This is a genomic window from Rhodoferax sp. SPJ21 (assembly GCF_058216335.1).
The window spans coordinates 126,774-144,621 of the sequence record NZ_JBYZMO010000001.1 but is presented as its reverse complement, the minus strand read 5'-3'; the positions used below and the strand labels follow the sequence as shown (position 1 = coordinate 144,621).

At 64.1% G+C, this 17,848-nt stretch carries 17 protein-coding genes; 5 read left to right on the top strand and 12 right to left on the bottom strand.

Annotated features, from left to right (window positions below; translation table 11 throughout):
* Positions 1 to 118: 118 nt before the first annotated feature.
* Together AC4BBN_RS00585 and tsaE are read right to left on the bottom strand one after the other, a co-directional pair.
* A complete protein-coding gene (locus tag AC4BBN_RS00585; protein ID WP_490590010.1) occupies positions 119 to 1,525 on the bottom strand; it encodes an N-acetylmuramoyl-L-alanine amidase in 1,407 nt (468 codons plus the stop codon).
* A complete protein-coding gene (tsaE, locus tag AC4BBN_RS00580; protein WP_490591361.1) occupies positions 1,522 to 2,022 on the bottom strand; it encodes a tRNA (adenosine(37)-N6)-threonylcarbamoyltransferase complex ATPase subunit type 1 TsaE in 501 nt (166 codons plus the stop codon). The genes AC4BBN_RS00585 and tsaE overlap by 4 nt, the downstream gene beginning before the upstream one ends.
* Between tsaE and queG the strand changes: the two genes are divergently transcribed.
* The 3 genes from queG to AC4BBN_RS00565 all read left to right on the top strand — a co-directional run bounded on the left by queG (position 2,002) and on the right by AC4BBN_RS00565 (position 5,553).
* A complete protein-coding gene (queG, locus tag AC4BBN_RS00575; protein ID WP_490590009.1) occupies positions 2,002 to 3,084 on the top strand; it encodes a tRNA epoxyqueuosine(34) reductase QueG in 1,083 nt (360 codons plus the stop codon). The two genes, tsaE and queG, sit on opposite strands and share 21 nt — an antisense overlap.
* Positions 3,085 to 3,624: 540 nt before the next feature.
* Positions 3,625 to 3,792, top strand: a complete 168-nt coding sequence (locus AC4BBN_RS00570; RefSeq protein WP_490590008.1) for a hypothetical protein — start codon at positions 3,625 to 3,627, stop codon at positions 3,790 to 3,792.
* Positions 3,793 to 3,948: 156 nt separating this feature from the next.
* Positions 3,949 to 5,553, top strand: a complete 1,605-nt coding sequence (locus AC4BBN_RS00565; protein ID WP_490590007.1) for a methyl-accepting chemotaxis protein — start codon at positions 3,949 to 3,951, stop codon at positions 5,551 to 5,553.
* A 58-nt stretch (positions 5,554 to 5,611) separates the two neighbouring features.
* Here the strand turns inward: AC4BBN_RS00565 and AC4BBN_RS00560 are convergent, their stop codons facing one another.
* On the bottom strand, positions 5,612 to 6,514 hold the full coding sequence (locus AC4BBN_RS00560) for an AEC family transporter (protein WP_490591360.1): 903 nt from the start codon (positions 6,512 to 6,514) through the stop codon (positions 5,612 to 5,614).
* 83 nt (positions 6,515 to 6,597) lie between these two features.
* Between AC4BBN_RS00560 and xerD the strand changes: the two genes are divergently transcribed.
* Positions 6,598 to 7,494, top strand: coding sequence for a site-specific tyrosine recombinase XerD (gene xerD / locus AC4BBN_RS00555; RefSeq protein ID WP_490590006.1), 897 nt, complete (start codon positions 6,598 to 6,600; stop codon positions 7,492 to 7,494).
* Between the two features lie 763 nt (positions 7,495 to 8,257).
* Here xerD and AC4BBN_RS00550 read toward each other — a convergent pair.
* The 9 genes from AC4BBN_RS00550 to AC4BBN_RS00510 are packed head-to-tail and all read right to left on the bottom strand — an operon-like array spanning position 8,258 to position 16,076.
* Positions 8,258 to 9,136 (bottom strand): Pnap_2097 family protein, encoded by an 879-nt coding sequence (locus AC4BBN_RS00550; protein WP_490590005.1) that lies wholly within the window; start codon positions 9,134 to 9,136, stop codon positions 8,258 to 8,260.
* Positions 9,133 to 10,407 carry an MSMEG_0569 family flavin-dependent oxidoreductase gene (locus AC4BBN_RS00545; protein WP_490590004.1) on the bottom strand — a complete coding sequence of 425 codons (1,275 nt, stop codon included), beginning with the start codon at positions 10,405 to 10,407 and terminating at the stop codon, positions 9,133 to 9,135. Before AC4BBN_RS00545 ends, AC4BBN_RS00550 begins: the two co-directional genes overlap by 4 nt.
* A gap of 23 nt (positions 10,408 to 10,430) precedes the next feature.
* A complete protein-coding gene (locus AC4BBN_RS00540; protein ID WP_490590003.1) occupies positions 10,431 to 10,718 on the bottom strand; it encodes an MSMEG_0570 family nitrogen starvation response protein in 288 nt (95 codons plus the stop codon).
* A gap of 24 nt (positions 10,719 to 10,742) precedes the next feature.
* Complete coding sequence (locus tag AC4BBN_RS00535; RefSeq protein ID WP_490590002.1) at positions 10,743 to 11,945, bottom strand: MSMEG_0565 family glycosyltransferase; 1,203 nt, start codon at positions 11,943 to 11,945, stop codon at positions 10,743 to 10,745.
* Positions 11,938 to 12,912, bottom strand: coding sequence for a sll0787 family AIR synthase-like protein (locus AC4BBN_RS00530; RefSeq protein WP_490590001.1), 975 nt, complete (start codon positions 12,910 to 12,912; stop codon positions 11,938 to 11,940). The genes AC4BBN_RS00535 and AC4BBN_RS00530 overlap by 8 nt, the downstream gene beginning before the upstream one ends.
* On the bottom strand, positions 12,909 to 13,466 hold the full coding sequence (locus tag AC4BBN_RS00525; protein ID WP_490590000.1) for an MSMEG_0567/Sll0786 family nitrogen starvation N-acetyltransferase: 558 nt from the start codon (positions 13,464 to 13,466) through the stop codon (positions 12,909 to 12,911). Before AC4BBN_RS00525 ends, AC4BBN_RS00530 begins: the two co-directional genes overlap by 4 nt.
* 11 nt (positions 13,467 to 13,477) lie before the next feature.
* A complete protein-coding gene (locus AC4BBN_RS00520; protein WP_490591359.1) occupies positions 13,478 to 14,560 on the bottom strand; it encodes an MSMEG_0568 family radical SAM protein in 1,083 nt (360 codons plus the stop codon).
* On the bottom strand, positions 14,523 to 15,581 hold the full coding sequence (locus tag AC4BBN_RS00515; RefSeq protein WP_490589999.1) for a Nit6803 family nitrilase: 1,059 nt from the start codon (positions 15,579 to 15,581) through the stop codon (positions 14,523 to 14,525). Before AC4BBN_RS00515 ends, AC4BBN_RS00520 begins: the two co-directional genes overlap by 38 nt.
* A gap of 12 nt (positions 15,582 to 15,593) precedes the next feature.
* Positions 15,594 to 16,076 carry an MSMEG_0572/Sll0783 family nitrogen starvation response protein gene (locus tag AC4BBN_RS00510; RefSeq protein ID WP_490589998.1) on the bottom strand — a complete coding sequence of 161 codons (483 nt, stop codon included), beginning with the start codon at positions 16,074 to 16,076 and terminating at the stop codon, positions 15,594 to 15,596.
* Positions 16,077 to 16,420: 344 nt separating this feature from the next.
* On the opposite strand from AC4BBN_RS00510, the gene AC4BBN_RS00505 reads away from it, so the two are divergent.
* Positions 16,421 to 17,812, top strand: a complete 1,392-nt coding sequence (locus AC4BBN_RS00505) for an aminotransferase-like domain-containing protein (RefSeq protein ID WP_490589997.1) — start codon at positions 16,421 to 16,423, stop codon at positions 17,810 to 17,812.
* Positions 17,813 to 17,848 lie beyond the last annotated feature (36 nt).

Below are 17,848 nucleotides of genomic sequence, written 5' to 3'. Positions count from 1 at the left end.
CCCCCAGGCTCCACACTTCGTATTTTCGCCAACCCCTTTGCAGGGGGCGAACCCAGCGGCCCGGCAAAGCCGGTTCCGCGGGTTCCCTGCCTGAAATCCGGGCTGCTTTTCAGTTCGTTTAGACCGAGCGGTTGCGCGCCAGCGGCGGGTTCTTCGCAAAGTAGCTGCGGATGCCGCGCAGGATAGCGTCGGCCAGTTGCTCGCGGTAGTCACTGCTCTTGAGCTTGGACTCCTCTTCGGGGTTGCTGATGAAAGCAGTTTCCACCAGCACGCTCGGAATGTCCGGCGCTTTCAGCACCGCAAAGCCGGCTTGTTCCACACTGCCTTTGTGCAGGCGGCCGACCCGGCCTACCTCGCCCAGCACTGCGCTGCCCAGCTTCAGGCTGTCGTTGATTTGCGCGGTGGTGCTCATGTCCAGCATGGCGCTTTGCACCTGCGAATCCTTGGCCAGCACATTGATGCCCCCCACCATGTCGGCGGCGTTTTCCTTGTTGGCCATCCAGCGCGCGGCGCTGCTGGAGGCCGCGCCGTGGCTGAGCGCGAACACGCTGGCCCCGCGCGCGGCAGGGGTCAGGAAGGCATCGGCATGGATGCTGACGAACAGGTCGGCCTGCACACGGCGGGCCTTTTGCACCCGCACCTGCAGCGGCACGAAGAAGTCGGCGTCGCGCGTCATGAAGGCGCGCATGGGGTTGCCGTTGACGGTGGTGGCGTTGATGCGCTCACGCAGCAAATGCGCCACCTGCAGCACCACATCTTTTTCGCGCGTGCCGCCGGGGCCGATGGCGCCCGGGTCTTCGCCGCCGTGGCCGGGGTCCAGGGCGATGATGATCAGCCGGTCGGTGCGCTGCGCGGCAGCGGCCGGGTTATTTACATCATTTGGGCCGCTGGCGCTGGGTGGGTGTGCGGGAGGTGCTATTGAATTGCTAGCGACATCCTTGTTGGGCGCCCCACCGGGTACTGGCGCGCGCGCTATGCCGGTGATGGCCGGTTTGGTTTGCTGCTTGGCGATCAGCGCCTCCAGTGCGTCGGCTTCGGCGGCCTCGCTGGGCAGCGGTGCGGGTGTGCGGTCCGCCAGGCGTTCGGTGATCAGTGCCTCCAGCGGGTCTTCTTCCTGGGCTGGATACAGGTCAAACACCAGCCGGTGCTGGTAGGCCGCCACCGGCGCCAGGGTGAACACCTGCGGCTTGGCCGCGCGCTTCAGGTCTATCACCATGCGCACGATGCCGGGCGCGTTCTGGCCCACGCGGATGCCAGCGATGTTCGGGTCGTCGGCCTGCACGCGACCTACCAGTTCGCGCAGGGCGGGGTTCAGGTCTATGCCTTCGATGTCCACCGCCAGCCGCGGCGGGTTGGCCACAAAGGTTTGCTTCACCGCCAGGGCGGTGTCGGATTCGATGGTGACGCGCGAATATTCTGGCGCCGGCCAGACCCGCACCGCCACGATGCTGGCGCCGCGTGCAATTTGCTGCGCACCCAGCAGCAGGGCCAGGGTGCTACCTTGTACAAAGTCGCGCCGCTTCATGCGCCTGCCCCTTGCAGCAGGCGCTGGCCTGTGGCGGTGGCGGCAGTGATGTGCACCTGGCGCGATTCGTCGGCCTGGGTTTCCAATGTGATGGCCAGGTCGGGCACGGGGAGCAGGCCGCCGGCGTTTTCTGGCCACTCGGCCAGCTTCAGGCCAGGGCTGGCGAAGATGTCGCGAAAGCCCGCGTCTTCCCACTCGCGCGGGTCGCTGAAGCGGTAGAAGTCAAAGTGCCAGATATTCAAGCCGGGGACCTCGTGCGGCTCCACCACCGCATAAGTGGGGCTTTTGATGCGGCCGGGCACGCCCAGGGCGCGCAGCAGGTGGCGTACCAGCGTGGTTTTGCCCGCGCCCAGGTCGCCGTGCAGGGTGATGAAGGCGTGGGTGATGTCGGGCTGGGCGGCCAGGGCCTGGGCAAAGGCGGCGGTCGCGTCCTCATGGGTCCAGAGCAAGGTGCTGTGGGTTTCTACAATCGGCGAATGGTGTTGAACGGTGCTCAGAACAATGGTCTCCAATGGGTGTCGCAGATACAGGCATGGGCGCGCGAACTCGGATTTTCCCAAATTGGCGTGGCCCCGGTGGATTTGTCTTCTGCCGAAGAGGGTCTGATGGCCTGGCTGGCCCAAGGGTTCCATGGTGACATGGCCTATATGGCCAGCCACGGACTGAAACGAGCCCGCCCGGCGGAACTGGTGCCGGGCACCGTCAGCGTCATCACCGCCCGCATGGATTATCTGCCGCGCAGCACGCCCGATGGCTGGCAGGCACGTGAATTCGACCGTTTGAATTGGCCGGGCGAGGGCATTGTGTCGGTCTACGCCCGGGGGCGGGACTACCACAAGGTGCTGCGCGGGCGTCTGCAAAAGCTCAGCGACCGTATTGCCCAAGACCTGGGCCCGCTGGGCTACCGCGTGTTCACCGACTCGGCGCCGGTGCTGGAGGCCGAGCTGGCTGCGCGCAGCGGCCAGGGCTGGCGCGGCAAGCACACCCTGGTGCTGAACCGCGAGGCTGGGTCGATGTTCTTCCTGGGCGAAATCTATGTGGATATTGCTTTGCCGCCGACCGCACCCACCAGCGGCCATTGCGGCAGCTGCACTGCCTGCATCGATATCTGCCCCACGCAGGCCATCGTGGCCCCACACCGGCTGGATGCGCGCCGTTGCATCTCTTACCTGACCATCGAACATGCGGGGCCGATTCCGTTGGAACTACGCCCGCTGATGGCCAACCGCATCTACGGCTGCGACGACTGCCAGCTGGCCTGCCCCTGGAACAAGTTCGCTCAGCGCAGTGCCTTGCCCGACTTTGATGAACGCCGTGGCCTGAGCGGCCAGCAGCTGGCCACGCTGTTCGCCTGGACCGAGGACGAATTCCTGCGCTATACCGAAGGCGGCCCGATACGCCGGATAGGCCATGAACGCTGGCTGCGTAATGTGGCCGTGGCCATGGGCAATGCGCTACGGGTGTCGGACGACGTAATGATCCGCAACGCGTTACAAAAGCGAGCCCTGGACCCAAGCCCGCTAGTGCGCGAGCATGTGGCTTGGGCCCTGGCAAGTTAGTGCGTTGCTAGATTTAGAACAAGAAGCTCGGGTATTTGCCGTATTTTTTGATGAAGAAATCTTGTAGTAAAACTCGTTGTCTCCGAGTTTTAATTAATTAATTCACGCAATCAGATGTAGGATTGGCTACAAAATGTATCCAATGTTTCGAAGGGATGGGCGTGAACAATCAGTTCGGGACAAAGCAGACAGCACTGGTGATCGGCGGTAGTGCACCGAATTCACCACTGATTGCCTGCGCCTTGGCCACCTTTCTGGACCCAGGCATTGAATTCGACGTGATTTTTGCCTCTGGCGCGGGCGTACGCATGGGCTTGCTACACCAGGCATCCAAGGACTACACGCCTGCGCAGGCTTGGGTCCGCTGGGCCCAGATGGCGGTTGCGGACACGATCTACAAGCTGTTCCCGGTTAACTGCAAGGTATTCCTGAAGCCCGGCACGGAGACCATGCAGTACCGAAGTGCCATGCTAGAGGGTGATGCGCTGGATGCGCTGAATTTTCAACTCTTCGAGTCCACCGCTGACGGGCAGTCTCTGCATGACGACGCGGATACGCTGGTCGGAAACCCGGCTGTTCAAGCTCGCACACAACACCGACCCGGCCACCGGCCAGCCCCAGCGGCGCATGCTCACGGTGGATCTGATGCAAGGCATTGCGGACCGGCTCTGGCCAGAAGTGCTGGAATGGTCTGCATCCAATATGTAACTGCAATTCGAAGTCGGCTACCGCGCAGGGCGGGCTTTCTGCTTGGAGCACGCAGCCCTTTGCCACGCCACATATTCCGAAGACGACCAGGCGTGTCCACTTGTTGAGCAAGACAGCTGCACGATGACCACCAAACGACATTAACCAGGAACATCTATGACCATCACCAAACGCTTGCTATTGACCTTGTCCACAGCGCTGATCGCTTTGATATTTGTAGGTGTGGACGGTCTCTGGCAACTGCAACGTTCCCAGGATCGCTTGGATACGGTGCAGAACCGCATCATTCCCAGCATCCATGGTCTGAATGCGGCCAAAGGCTTTTTGGCGGACACCCGGTTGGCGGGTTACCGCTTATCGGTGTTCTCCAATCTCAGCGATAAAACGGCCCTGGAAAAGGCCGTGGCCGACGCCAACAAGAACTTTGATGACGTGATTGCAACCTACGAGAAGGAGCGTATTTACGACGAAACCGATCGCAAGATGCTGGCGGCCGACCGCGCCAACATGGAGGCTTATCGCCAGGCCTTGGTGCCGTTTTTCAACGCTGCACGCGCGGGCGACATGGACGGCGTGCGCGCAACGCTGGTCGCTGGCTCACCTCTGGCGCTTTCGGCTGCTGGTGTGAAAAAGGGCATAGACGAGCATATTGTCTACAACAACTCCTTGGTGGAAGCGGTGCGCCAGGAAAGCGCCGACGCCTATACGTTTGCCCAGAGCAGCATGCTGGCCGTGATCGTGGTGGCGTTGTTGTTGACCGGCACGCTGGCCTTGCACCTGTACCGCACCATTACCGGCAGCTTGGCGAATCTGCAAAAGGACTTTGAACGCGTCAGTGTGTCGCTGGATTTGTCTACGCCGGTGAAGATCGAGCGCGCGGATGAAATTGGCCAAGTAGTCACAGCGTTCAACACCTTGTTGGCGCGCATTGCCAACGTGGTCGCCACGGTGCATGTTTCAGCCGATGCGGTGAGTGTTGCTTCGCAGCAGATCGCCGCCAGCAACGCTGACTTATCGTCTCGCACGGAACAACAGGCATCTTCGCTGGAGCAAAGCGCGGCCAGCCTGGAGCAATTGACCGCCGCCGTACAGCAGAACACCAGCAGTGCGCGCGAGGCGAGCCAACTGGCGGTGACAGCATCGCAGATCGCATCGCAAGGGGGCAGCGTGGTGAGCCAGGTGGTGAGCACCATGAATTCGATCAATGACTCGTCCAGCAAGATCGTGGACATCATCAGCGTGATTGACGGCATTGCATTTCAAACCAATATCCTGGCCTTGAATGCTGCTGTCGAGGCTGCACGCGCCGGCGAACAAGGGCGCGGCTTTGCGGTTGTGGCCAGTGAGGTGCGTAGCCTGGCGCAGCGCTCGGCGGCTGCGGCCAAGGAGATCAAGGCACTCATTGGCGACTCGGTCGACAAGGTAGGTTCGGGTAGCAAGCTGGTGCAGCAGGCTGGTGAAACCATGCAAGACATCGTGACCAGCGTACGCAAGGTGACGGATATTGTGGGCGAGATCGCGCTGGCCAGCCAACAGCAAAGTGACGGGATTGGCCAGGTGAACGTCGCAATTTCTCACATGGACCAGATGACCCAGCAGAACGCCGCATTGGTGGAGGAAGCTGCGGCTGCGTCCCAAGCCTTGCATGAGCAGGCACAAACGCTGGAGCAAGTGGTGGGGGCCTTCCAGGTCGCCCCTGGCCAATCCGAGGCAAGGGCTGGTATGCGGTCGAATGTGGCGCTGCCGTATTCTCATACTTAAAAAGTGGCTCTGGCGCAGGTTTAATGTGCGCTGGATGCTATATAGTTTGTAGCACCAATCAAGCAAGTCCAAGTGCAAACGGCAAGCTGAGCATGGCCAGCAAGGTAGACAGGCTGACCAGGCTGGCGGTCAGCGCGCCGTCGTAGCCCATTCGGGACGCCAGCACATAGCAACTGGACGCAGTGGGCAGGGCCGAGAAAGCCAGCAGCACGGTTGTGTGCAGGGGCGACAAGCCCATGGCACGGGACATGCCCAGCGCCAGCAGCGGCAGCACGCCATGCCGTATGCCCAAGATACAGACGGCCAGCACCTTGGCCCGGGCCAGCGGCCCGAAGCGCATGCCCGCGCCCGCCGCCATCAGGCCCAGCGCGATGGACGCCGCGCCAATACGGTTTACCGTGGGCTCCAGCCAGACCGGAATGGCAAAGCCCAGCAGGTTCGCCGCCAGGCCCGAGGCCGTGGCCAATATCAGCGGGTTGCGTACCAGCTCCCGCACAAAGCCGCGCTGGGCATGGCGCGCCATGGGCCATACCGCCGCCACGTTGTAGATCGGCACGCAGATGCCGATCAGCACCGCCACCAACTGCGGGCCTTGCGGGCCGGCCAGGCGTTCAGCCAGTGCCAGGGCCACAAAAGAGTTGAAGCGAAATGCCACCTGGGCGGTAGCTGCATGCTCGCGCCGGTCTATGCGCTTGCCAATAAAAGGCAGCCAGGGCAGGGCGTACGACAGGGCGATGGCCAACAGCCCGGTGGACAGCCCCGCGACTATCAGGCTGGAGGTGGCCTGCAGGTCCAGTGGCGTGCGCACAATGGACTGGAACAGCAGCACCGGGAACAGAAAGTAGTAGGTCAGACTTTCCACCTGTTCCCATACCGTGCGGTTGAGGGCGGTGTAGCGGCACACCAGGTAGCCGCACAAAATCAATGAGAAGTCGGGAAACAGCAGTTGCGCGTAGTACATCGCGCCGAGAATAGCAGTCACCTTTTGTTTGTATTGAAATCCACCATGATCCGTTCCACTGCCGCCGTCCGGGGCCTGCCTACGTGAGCACCGAGCGTATCGACACTTTCATCGACGCCATTTGGCTTGAAGAAGGCTTGTCCAAAAACACGCTGGAGGCCTACCGGCGCGACCTGACGCTATACCTTGCCTGGCTGGCTCCGCAGCAGCGTGGGCTGGACGACACGCGCGAGCAAGACCTGCAAGCCTACTTTGCGGCCAAGCATGCCAGCACCAAAGCCACCTCAGCGAACCGGCGGCTGACGGTGCTAAAGCGTTATTTCCGCTGGGCCTTGCGCGAGCACGCTATTCACGTCGACCCCACCTTGAAGCTGCAGCCAGCGCGCCAGGCCCTGCGTGTACCCAAGACTCTGACCGAGGCCCAGGTGGAAGCTCTGCTGGCCGCGCCAGACACCGACACTCCGCTGGGCCTGCGCGACCGCGCTATGCTGGAGCTGATGTACGCCAGCGGCCTGCGCGTCAGCGAACTGGTGCTGCTGAAGACCTTCCAGCTCAGTCTGGGCGACGGTGTTTTGCGCACCATGGGCAAGGGCAGCAAGGAGCGCCTGGTGCCGTTTGGCCAGGTGGCCGCTGAATGGCTGGAGCGCTATCTGGCCGAGGCCCGGCCCGAGATACTGGACGGCAAGCAGACCGACGACCTGTTCGTCTCCTCGCGCGGCAACAAGGCTGGTCGCGCCATGTCGCGCGTCATGTTCTGGATGCTGGTGCGCAAATACGCGCTGGCGGCCGACATCCATGTGGCCTTGTCGCCGCACACCCTGCGCCACGCCTTTGCCACGCATTTGCTGAACCACGGCGCCGACCTGCGCGCGGTGCAGATGCTGCTGGGGCATGCGGATATTTCTACCACCACCATCTACACCCATGTGGCGCGGGAGCGGCTGCACAGCTTGCACGCCAAGCACCATCCCAGGGGGTGACGGCGGCTGGAGGTCTGCTGTTTGAGGGCATCTTTTTTTAGAGGAGGTGGGCACCTCATATGTTTACAGCTTAAGTTACTCAAGCTTGCTTAAGCCTATCCTCTTGGCCGATATATGCGGGCAGCTGTCAAGGATTCCTTGACAGCTCAGGATGGCCATTACTGAAGAATGGGATGCCATGTCAAGCGTTAGCCTGAGAGCTTGCCCCGCGAGTGCAAACTGGTGGTTAATTCAATCTCAACTTTGGAGATGGATATGACTTTAGAACCAATGCGCACAGAACTCGTTGCGGAGCTTGACCGGTCTGGAGCGACTGAATCAGTTAAGGAGGCTTGGGAGGAGCGGTGGAGGGTGGCGGCGCCAACTATGCATCAGCCGCTGCCATGCCCGGCCTGCTTCCTCAAGGATGGAACCATCGCTAGGTTGAAGTCGTTAGAGCCAGTGGGTGGCCACGAGGGTGCGCGCTGCGAAGTATGTCGCAAGGAGTTTAGATTCGCGGCAGATTACAAGTGACCCGTTGGCCGGGAGGACGGGATTTTGCAAATCGCCTTAGCGTGCCATTTCTCTTGCCCGCTGTGTGCAGAAAGGGCTTGTTGCCACAAACCCCTAAATTTATGAAGTACTTCTAAATTGATAGCTGCAAGTGCAGGTGACGTCTAGGTTGGAAGCAGATTCTCTTTGTAATTCTTGGGCTGTACTGACACACCCGTGTATGCGGTTGCCCTACGTGTTTTGCATGCCTCCGACGCGATAGCGTGAGAGTTCACCTACATGCCGGGCCTTGCACTTCATGGGCATACACAGGAGCCAGCTTGCGCGTAACAACCCGTGCAATACAAACCCCATCCGACTGCCGCTGCAACACGCTGTGGTGGCACAACATGCCCTGGTCCGCCGCCTGTGGCTGCAGCTGGATGCGTACGCTATCGCCCAGGTCCATGTTGCCGAAGAACACCAGTTCACGTTCGCGCAATGCGGCCGGCCGGCCTGGCGGCTGGGCGCGCAACATCCAGGCCCACTCGGCACGGTCCACCATGGCCTGGAAGGAGCTGAAATACAGAAGGTCGGCGCCGTTGAAATCGTTGTTGGGGCAGGGTGTGAAGTCCAGGCTGTAGTTGGCGTCTGCTGAGAGCTGGGGTTGCATGGCCCGCAGCGCACGGCCCCGGCGCACGAATGCTTCAGCGGCGGCCCATAGCTCGGGGTTTGGCGCGTGCGTGGCGGCATCGGCCATGGCGGCGCGCACCACGCTGCGGTTGCTGCCTGGCTGGGCGCGGCGCACGAAGGCCGACAACATTTCCACCTGCGCTGCAGATTGACCATGCGCGTGCAATGCATGGCGGCTGTAGTGCTGGGCCCGGCCCACGGACTGGCATTGGCTGGTGATGGCGAATGTGTCGTTCTCGCTAATCTGCTCCAGCCGCCCCGCGCTGATGCGCACCATGGTGAAGGCGGCGTAGACCTTGTGGCCCTGCGCGTCGCGGAACTCAGGCCGCGCCAGGTCCTGGGCTTGGGCGATGCCCTGCCAATGGCGGTCGCCGCATTCTTTCAGCAGCCAATTTTCTGACAGACCGTTGGCGTTCAGCTGCGGCATGCCGGCGGTGTAACGCCCGACCTGCGGGGCTGTGGATGCGTGTACGGTCATGAGAGCAATTCGGCCATTTCGGGTGCGTGGTGCGGCTCGGCGGTGCGCGCTTCGATCTGCTCCGCCAGGTACAGCGCATCGCGCGCCACGCCGGAGAAGCGGCCCGAGCCCCAGGTGTGTAGCCACGGCAGGCCCAGAAAATAAAGGCCTGCCTGGTTGGTGACGCCACGCACATGGCTGGGCTGGCCTCGGCCATTGAATACCGGCAGGTCCAGCCAGCCAAAGTCCGGCTGAAAGCCTATGCACCAGATGACCGAGGCTATGCCCGCCTCGCGCAGGTTCAGCGCCGGGCGTTCTTCGCTGGGGTGCCATGGGGCGGTGTAGACCTCGCCGGGTGGAGCGTCGATGTCGTTTTTGGCGATGAACTTGTCAATGCTGGCGTTGATGCTGTTGTAGATGCGGTCAGCGTGGTCCAGGTTCTCGGCCAGGTTGGACTCGAACTGCAGGGTCTCGCCGTCCAGGCCGGTCAGCAGGCCATACAGCTCCATGCCTTCAGAGGCGAACTTGCGTAGGTCGATGTCGCGCCCGCCGTCGCGGCCGGTGACGTAGTGGTTGGTGTTGTCGCGCACGCCCTCGCGCAGCGGGTGCTCGTGTACCGGCATGTCGTAGTAGCCCATGTCGGCCAGCCAGTCCACCACGTCCTTGCCGCGGTAGAAGCGCGCACAGCGCGGTGCGTTGCCGGTGGCCAGCACCACCTTGCGCCCGGCCAGGTGCAGGTCTTCGGCGATCTGCGCGCCCGACTGGCCGCAGCCCACCACCAGCACCGTGCCTTCGGGCAGGGCCTGCGGGTTGCGGTACTGCTCGGAATGCAGCTGCAGGATGTTGGCAGGCAGGCGTTCGGCCATACGCGGGATGATGGGCTGGTGGTAGCCGCCGGAGGCCACCACCACCTGGTCGGCGGTGTAGCTGCCGCCGGAGGTTTGCACCTCAAAACCTTGCGAGCCATGCCGGCTGACACGCTGCACCGCCACACCATCGCGCAGTGGGGCGTTGACGTGTTTTTTGAAGCCTTCCAGGTAGGCCAGGATCTCCTGCTTTTTCATGAAGCCGTGCGGGTCCGGGCCGGCATAGGGCCAGCCGGGCAGGGCGCATTGCCAGTTGGGCGTGACCAGGCTGAAGGCGTCCCAGCGCTGGTTGCGCCAGGCATGCATGGGCGTTTGCTTCTCGATCACCAGGTGGTCGATGCTGCGCTGCTGCAGGTAGTAGCTGAGCGACAGGCCGGCCTGGCCACCGCCGACGATGACGACGCTGTGGTGTGGTGTGGTGGACATGGGGTTTCCTTTAGGTCTGTGGCTTATTCGTGGAAGGCCAGCACTTCGATTTCTGCGTGGGGCAGGCGTTCAAAGCGAGCTGCGGTTTGCTCCAGTTGAGCCAACTGGTCCATGGCGGACGAGCAGGTAAAGCCAAACTTGGCGCGTACGCGCTCAGAGGCGATGTTCAAAGCCTCGCGTACCTGGGCCATGAACTGCGGCAGCGGATAGCGCGTGCCGGGCTGGAAGTAATCCTTGATGACTAACGAGGGTGAATAGCAGTGGCTTTGCGTGGCGTCGGGCCAGCGGATATCGAAGTGCATGGCAGGCATGTGCGGGGTTCTCCAAAGTAAAAATCAGGCGGCAAGGCCGTGGCGGCTCAGCGCCAAGTGGGCGCGGTACAGGTCGGCGTGGCGGGATGCGCTGGCGGCCCAGCTGAAGCGGTGGCAAACCGCCGGGGTGCGCGCCAGAGACGGCTTCCAATGCGGCGCCAGCGCTGCCTGCATGGCCTGGGCAATCGACGCGGCGGACATGGGGTCGGCCCAGCAACAATCGGCGTCTGCCAGGTATTCGGTGAACGGCGCCTGGCGCGACACCACCACCGGCGTACCGCTGGCCAGTGCCTCCAGCACCACCAGGCCAAAGCCTTCGCGCAGCGACGGCATCACCAGCGCATCGGCACTGCGAAATAGTGCGGGCATGTCGGCGTCCGCCAGCCCACCGGTCAGCACCAGCTCGTGGCCCGGCCCGGCCTGCAGGCCATGGTGTGCAGCCAGGGCCTGGAACTCGCGTGCATAGCCGCTGTGGTCCAGCAGGCTGGAGCCGCCCGCCAGCACCAGTTGTGCTTGTGGATGCTGGGCGCGTAGCAGCACAAAGGCCTGCAGTATGCGCAGCGTGTTCTTGCGTTCTTCTACGCCGCCTACGGCCAGGAGTACTGGTGCAGCCGGACCGCCGCGCAGGCCCCAGCGGGCGGCTAGCGCAGCGTCGGTGGCGTTTGTTTGGGGCGTGTAGCGGCTGCAGTCCACGCCGTTGTGCACCAGGGCGGCGTCCACGCCATGCTCGCGGCGCAGCACATCGCACCACAGCTGGCTGACGCACAGCACCTGCTGCGCGGCCAGAAAGCCGCGCTGCTGCCAGGCCGCCAGCCGGGCATCGTCAAATTGGTCCAGGTGGTGCACGGTACGTACAAATCCGTCCACTAGGTCCTGTGCCTGCAGGTCGGCCAGCGCATTCGCGCCCAGCGGGTCCTGGGCGTGGAAGATGTCGAACTGCTCTGCTTGCAGCAGCGGCGCCAGATGGGCTTTGAAGGCTGCGATGCGTGACGCCACCATTCCCGCCATGCCACCGGGAGCGGGCTCCACTGGCACCAGCTGCAGCCGGCACGGCAGCGGGCGGAACATGGTTTGGCCGGGCAGGGCGGGCGCGAACACCGTCACCGCATGGCCTGCCCTGTGCAGCGCCTGGGCCAGTTCCAGGGTGTGCACCACGCCGCCGCGCGGCAGCACGGAATGCGTTAGCAGCGCAATCTTCAGCGGCGGTGGCGAGCCGATTTCACGCATGGGCCAGCTCCTGCGGCGGCAGGATGAAGCTCTGCTGCGCTACGTTCCACAGCAGGCTGCGCTCTTCGCCCTGGTGCAGCCAGACCTCGGGCGTAGCTTGCACGGCACCCACGTCAGCGCAGGCAATGCCCCGGGCGTGGAAGCGCGCGCATACCGCGTCGGCCTGTTCGTGTGCCACGCTCAGCACAAAGCCGTAGCTAGGGAAGGATTGCAGCCAGCGCAGCAGCGGCACGCCTTCGGGGCGGGGAATAGCGGCTACATCGATTTGCGCGCCCACGCCCGAGCATTCCAGCAGCATCAGCGCCGTGCCTATGGCGCCGGCCATGCTGACGTCTTTCGCGGCGGCGCACAGGCCGTCTTCGGCCAGCAGGGGCAGCAGCTCCAGGTCGGCGCGCAGGCGCTCGGCGGGGGCGCTGGTGGATGCATTCCAGTACGGGTGCGGCTCCTGGTAGGCGCCGCGCAGGTCCACCGCCATCAGCAGGCGCTGGCCGGGCTGTGCGTCAAAGCTGGTCAACAGCTTGCGCGCCCGGCCCAGTATGGCCACGGCCAGCTGGCCTTTGTCGCTGCGGTGGTTGGTGTGGCCGCCGACGATGGGCACGCCGTAGCGGCGTGAGGCCTCGGCCATGCCGGTGAGCACCAGCGCGCTGTTCTCCTGGCCCTGGCTCCAGATGGCATCGACCACCGCGATGGGCCGCCCGCCCATAGCGTAGATGTCGCTCACATTCACCATCACGCCGCAGTAGCCTGCAAACCAGGGCATGGCCTGCACAAAGTCTTCCACAAAGCCTTCGATGGCGAACAGCAAATAACCATCGCCATCTGGAATGGCCGCGCAATCGTCGCCCAGGGCCACGGCGGTGGGGGCCGGCAGGCCCTGGCGCAGCAAGGCCATGGCGTCGCCGATGTCGCGCTTGTGGGCAAAGCCGCGCCCACCGCGCAGTGCAGCAGTCAGTTCGTGCAGCGTCATGCCGCGCTCCGGCCGGGTACGGCATAGCCCCACAGCGGGTCGTAGCAGGGCGGGTAGTGGGCCAGGTCGGCCTGCATCAGGTCGTGCGGCCGGCCGTGCAGTATTTCTTGCTGCAGCACCTGCCAGTGCAGGCGTTTGAACAGCGGGGTGTTCTGGCTTTGTACGTGCGCCAGAAAGATGCGGCAGCCGCGTGCATGTGCGCTGCTGACGGCCAGGCGTATCAGCGTTGCGCCCAGGCTCCCATGGCGGCGAAAAGCCGCGTCCACCGCCAGCCGCGAGCCCCACCACAGGCCGGGCTCGCTGCTGTGGATGCGTACGGTGCCCACCACCTGGTCGGGCATGCCGCCCAGCTGCGACACCGCCACCAGGGTTTGCGCCTGGGTGTCGATGGCATCGGTGTCGTCGTCCACAAACACGGCTTGCTCGGTACAGAACACATCGCGCCGCACACGCCGGGCCTGGGCGATCTCCCAGGCGCTGTCGGCCCACTTCACGCGGAAGGCGCGGGGGCGGTAGTCTTGCGGCAGATCGCACAGGCGCTCGGTGGTCAGCATGGCGGGGCCTTTCAGGCAGTTTCAAACACGGACAGGGACGAGCAGGCGCCGCATTTGCCGCAGCCGGCCTTGATGTCGGTCGAGCGCAGCCCCGCCTGGGACACCATGGCGCCCAGCGGCTTGAGCAGGCCTTGCATGAACTCGGCCGATGGCGCGGGGTGGTCTTCCAGCGGCGTGCCGCTGATGGGCACGAAGGGCACGACGAAGGGGTACACACCCAGTGCCAGCAGCTGCGCCGAGATGTCGAGAATGGCCTCCTGGCTATCGCCCAGACCGGCCAATATGTAGGTGCTGACCTGGCCCCGGCCGAACACGCGCACCGCCGCCTCAAAGGCCTGCATATAGCGGCTGATAGGCACCTGGGCCTTGCCGGGCATGATCTTTTCGCGCAGCGCGGGCGTGACCACCTCCAGGTGCATGCCCAGCGTGTCGATGCCCGCATCCTGCATGCGCTGGAACCAGCGGTCGTCGTCCGGCGGCTCGCACTGGGCCTGCAGCGGCAAGCTGACGGCGGCCCTGATGGCCACGGCGCTGTCGCACAGCACCTGGGCGCCACGGTCGGTGGCGTTGGGTGTGCCGGTGGTCATCACCATGTGCTTCACGCCGTCCAGCCGCACGGCGGCAGCGGCCACTTCGGCCAGCTGGGCCGGGGTTTTGTGGGCAATGGTGCGGCCTGCCGCAAGCGACTGGCCTATGGCGCAGAACTGGCAGGTCTTTTTGCGGCTGGCGTAGCGTATGCATTCCTGCAGCACGGTGGTGGCCAGCACGTCCGAACCGTGCAGCGTGGCGATGTGGGAATAGGGCACGCCCTCGGCGGTTTTCAGCCCGTAAAAGCGCGGCGCGGGTGGGAAGGCGATCTGCGCGATGGGAATGCTGCCGCGCGTCAGCGCACTGCGGCCTTGTGCATCGGGTGCCTGGGCCACAAAGGGCGAGTTCCATGCGCTGGAGGTATGTACCGGCACCATGATGGTGTGGCCATCCACCAACACGGCCTTGTGGTCAGAGGGGCCGGCGCCGCCCTTGCGGCTTGCCACGCCCGCATGTTCTGCGCTGGGGTCAGCCAGCCGCAACCCGAAGGACTGCAGCTCGGTCATCAGCTGCTTGCTGGCGGGCGATGGGCTCAGGTTGGGCGTGTGCATGGTCAGGACTCCGTGGGGCAAAAGAGGACGTTGAAGTGGGGTGCATGGCGTGCGTGGGCTGGGCCGGTGCATCGTGGATGGCCAGGCTCAGCAGCTCGGGGCGGGCGTAATGGCCTACCGAATCCATCATGCGTTTGCGCTTGGTGATCAGGGCCATGTCCAGGTCGGCGATCACCATGCCTTCGCCCTCGGTCAGCGGCGCTGCCAGGTGCTTGCCTTCGGGCGAGATGATGGCCGTGTGGCAGCCACCGCGCAGCGCCTTCTGCAGGCCTGCGTCGGGGGTGATGGACTGGATTTGCGCGTCGGTCAGCCAGCCCGTGGCGTTGATGACAAAGCAGCCGGACTCCAGCGCGTGGTGGCGGATGGTGACCTCCATCTGCTCGGCAAATATGGGCCCTACCAGTGAACCGGGGAACTGTGCGCAGTGGATTTCCTCGTGCTGCGCCATCAGGCTGTAGCGGGCCAGCGGGTTGTAGTGCTCCCAGCAGGCCAGGGCGCCGACGCGGCCCACCGCCGTGTCCACCACCTTCAGCCCGGCGCCATCGCCCATTCCCCACACCATGCGCTCGTGGTAGGTGGGCGTGATCTTGCGGCGCTTGAGCGCCAGGCTGCCATCGGCGTCGAATACCAGTTGGGTGTTGTACAGGCTGCCATGGTCGCGCTCGTTCACGCCCACCACCACCACGATGCCGTGGGCCCGGGCCTGCTCGGCCACGGCGGCCGTCACCGGGCCGGGCACCACCACCGCTTGCTCGTACAGCTTGAGATGGGGCGCGCCCTGCAATAATGGCGGCAGCACGAACGAGAAATAGGGGTAGTAGGGCATGAAGGTCTCTGGGAAGACCATGATCTGCACGCCCTTGGCTGCGGCCTCGGCTATGGCCCCGCACACACGCTCCAGCGTGCCCTCGGGGCGCTCCAGGTCCGGCGCGATCTGCACCGCTGCGGCACGGACGGTACGTGGTGTGGAAGCCATCGTCGTGTGTCCTTACAGCGTCCAGGTGTCCAGAATGACCGCGTTGGCCTTTTTGTGCAGCAGCACAATGTCCAGCACATCTAGCGGGTTGATCGGGCGTATGCCTTCGATCAGCGCGCCTTCGCCGTGGCCGTACAGCGCCTGCAGCGCGAAGCGGCAGGCGTAGACCTTGCCGCCCTCGGCCATGAACTTGGTGATCTGGTTGTTGAAGTTCTGGTGGCCAGGGAAGGCCTCGTCGCCCAGCGTGGGGAAGCCGCGCTGCACACCCAACGTGACGCCGGGGCCGTACAGCAGCACCGAGGTTTCAAAGCCCTTGCGCAGCAGGCGGGTGGCCTGCAGCAGGTTGACGAAACCGATAGAGCCTTCAAACGCCACGGTGTGGAAGGTGACCAGGGCTTTCTGGCCGGGGTCGGCCTTCACGTCCTCAAAAACCTTTTCTTCGTAATCGACCAGAAAATCGCCTTTGGCGTTTGCGGGCTTGGTGACTTTGGGCATGGAAATACTCCGTTAAAAGCAGGTGGATGGAAGGGAAGCGCCCCCAGCTTTTTGCATGCTCTGTGCCACCGGAAATGCCGTGCCATGCGATCAAGTCGCCATCAACCAAGCCAGGCGCACGCGGGACGTTCGAAATATTTTTTCAAGCCCGTAGAAGGGGGATTGGTGGGTAAAAAAGCGCACTGCTTTGATGCGATTCCCGTGCAATCAATGCACCCGATAAAGTGGTTTTGTGCACCGCCAGGATGCGCAATCCACACAGGGGCCGGGTGCAAAACTTGCGTCATTGATTGCACGCACATGCGATCAATGCATGCGATCAAGTTAAACGAGCCGGTAACGCCATGCAAAAAACCCCTGTCCACTGGATCAAGAAGCTGCAAATGAGCGACAAGCCCGCCTATTTGCTGATGGCCGACTTGATCGCAGACGATGTGCGCACCGGCCGCCTGGTGGCGCGCGACCGTTTGCCCACGTTGCGCGAGCTGGCCGAAGACCTGGGCCTGAACTACACCACCGTGGCGCGCGGCTACAGCGAGGCACGCAAGCGCGGGCTGATCGACACGCACGCCGGCATGGGTACCTTCATTCGCGGCAGCAGCCCCAGCCTACCGCTGCGCGGTGGCAGCGCGGCCGAAATGACCATGAACCTGCCGCCCGAGCCCCAAGACCCGGCGCTGCTGGCACATATGCACGGCACCGCCGCCGGCGTGATGGCCAGCGCCGACTTGTACGCCTTGCTGCGCTACCAGGACTTTGGCGGCACCCTGCACGACCGCGCGGTGGCCGCGCACTGGCTGCGCCGCCGCCTGCCGGCCTGCCGGGTAGAGCAGGTGCTGGTCTGCCCCGGCATCCACACGGTGCTGACCGCACTTTTCTCGCAGCTGGCGCGGCCCGGTGAACTGGTGTGTGTGGAGGCGCTGACCTACCCGGGTGTGAAGGCCATCGCCGCCCAGCTGGGCATACAGCTGCACGCGCTGCCGCTGGACGACGATGGCCCGAGTGCCGAGGCCTTCGAGCACGCTTGCAAAACCCTGCACCCCAAGGCGCTGTACTGCAACCCCACGCTGCTGAACCCGACCACGGCCACGGTTAGCCGCTCGCGCCGCGAAGCCCTGGCCGATGTGGCGCTGCGCTACGCCATCCCCATCATCGAAGACGACGCCTACGCCATGCTGCCGCTGGACATGCCGCCCACCATGGCCGCGCTGGCTCCGGGCCTGACCTACTACGTCACCGGCTTTTCCAAGTGCTTTGGCGCCGGCCTGCGCAGCGCCTACGTGTGTGCGCCCGGTGACCGCCAGGCCCAGCGCCTGGCCGGCGCCATGCGCGCCACCACGGTGATGGCGTCGCCCTTCACCAACGCGCTGGCCACCTTCTGGGTGGAAGACGGCACGGCCGAGGCCATGCTGCAGGCCATACGCGCCGAATGCACGGCCCGCCAGGCAATTGCCGAGCGCTACCTGGCGCCCTACGGCATGCTGGGCCACCCGCAGTCCTTCCACCTCTGGCTGCCAGTGAAAGAGGGCTGGAGCCCGGTCGAGTTCGCAGCCCATTTGCGTAGCCAGGGCGTGGGCGTGGTGGCCAGCGCCGCCTTTTCCACCGACGGCGACCCGCCGGATGCCGTGCGCATCTGCCTGGGCGGCCCGACCAGCTTGGACGACTGCGATCGCGGCATGCACCTGGTGGCCGACACCTTGCTGCACCCGGTGCACCACCACGCCACCACCTTGTAGTGCTATGGATTTTGATGAAAATATGAGGCGTCAAAT

Coding starts and splice junctions, on each gene's coding strand:
- AC4BBN_RS00585 (WP_490590010.1), bottom strand. CDS start 1,525: ATGAAGCGGCGCGACTTTGTACAAGGTAGCACCCTGGCCCTGCTGCTG.
- queG (WP_490590009.1), top strand. CDS start 2,002: ATGGTGTTGAACGGTGCTCAGAACAATGGTCTCCAATGGGTGTCGCAG.
- AC4BBN_RS00570 (WP_490590008.1), top strand. CDS start 3,625: ATGACGACGCGGATACGCTGGTCGGAAACCCGGCTGTTCAAGCTCGCA.
- AC4BBN_RS00565 (WP_490590007.1), top strand. CDS start 3,949: ATGACCATCACCAAACGCTTGCTATTGACCTTGTCCACAGCGCTGATC.
- AC4BBN_RS00560 (WP_490591360.1), bottom strand. CDS start 6,514: ATGTACTACGCGCAACTGCTGTTTCCCGACTTCTCATTGATTTTGTGC.
- AC4BBN_RS00550 (WP_490590005.1), bottom strand. CDS start 9,136: ATGACCGTACACGCATCCACAGCCCCGCAGGTCGGGCGTTACACCGCC.
- AC4BBN_RS00545 (WP_490590004.1), bottom strand. CDS start 10,407: ATGTCCACCACACCACACCACAGCGTCGTCATCGTCGGCGGTGGCCAG.
- AC4BBN_RS00540 (WP_490590003.1), bottom strand. CDS start 10,718: ATGCCTGCCATGCACTTCGATATCCGCTGGCCCGACGCCACGCAAAGC.
- AC4BBN_RS00535 (WP_490590002.1), bottom strand. CDS start 11,945: ATGCGTGAAATCGGCTCGCCACCGCCGCTGAAGATTGCGCTGCTAACG.
- AC4BBN_RS00530 (WP_490590001.1), bottom strand. CDS start 12,912: ATGACGCTGCACGAACTGACTGCTGCACTGCGCGGTGGGCGCGGCTTT.
- AC4BBN_RS00525 (WP_490590000.1), bottom strand. CDS start 13,466: ATGCTGACCACCGAGCGCCTGTGCGATCTGCCGCAAGACTACCGCCCC.
- AC4BBN_RS00520 (WP_490591359.1), bottom strand. CDS start 14,560: ATGACCGAGCTGCAGTCCTTCGGGTTGCGGCTGGCTGACCCCAGCGCA.
- AC4BBN_RS00515 (WP_490589999.1), bottom strand. CDS start 15,581: ATGGCTTCCACACCACGTACCGTCCGTGCCGCAGCGGTGCAGATCGCG.
- AC4BBN_RS00510 (WP_490589998.1), bottom strand. CDS start 16,076: ATGCCCAAAGTCACCAAGCCCGCAAACGCCAAAGGCGATTTTCTGGTC.
- AC4BBN_RS00505 (WP_490589997.1), top strand. CDS start 16,421: ATGCAAAAAACCCCTGTCCACTGGATCAAGAAGCTGCAAATGAGCGAC.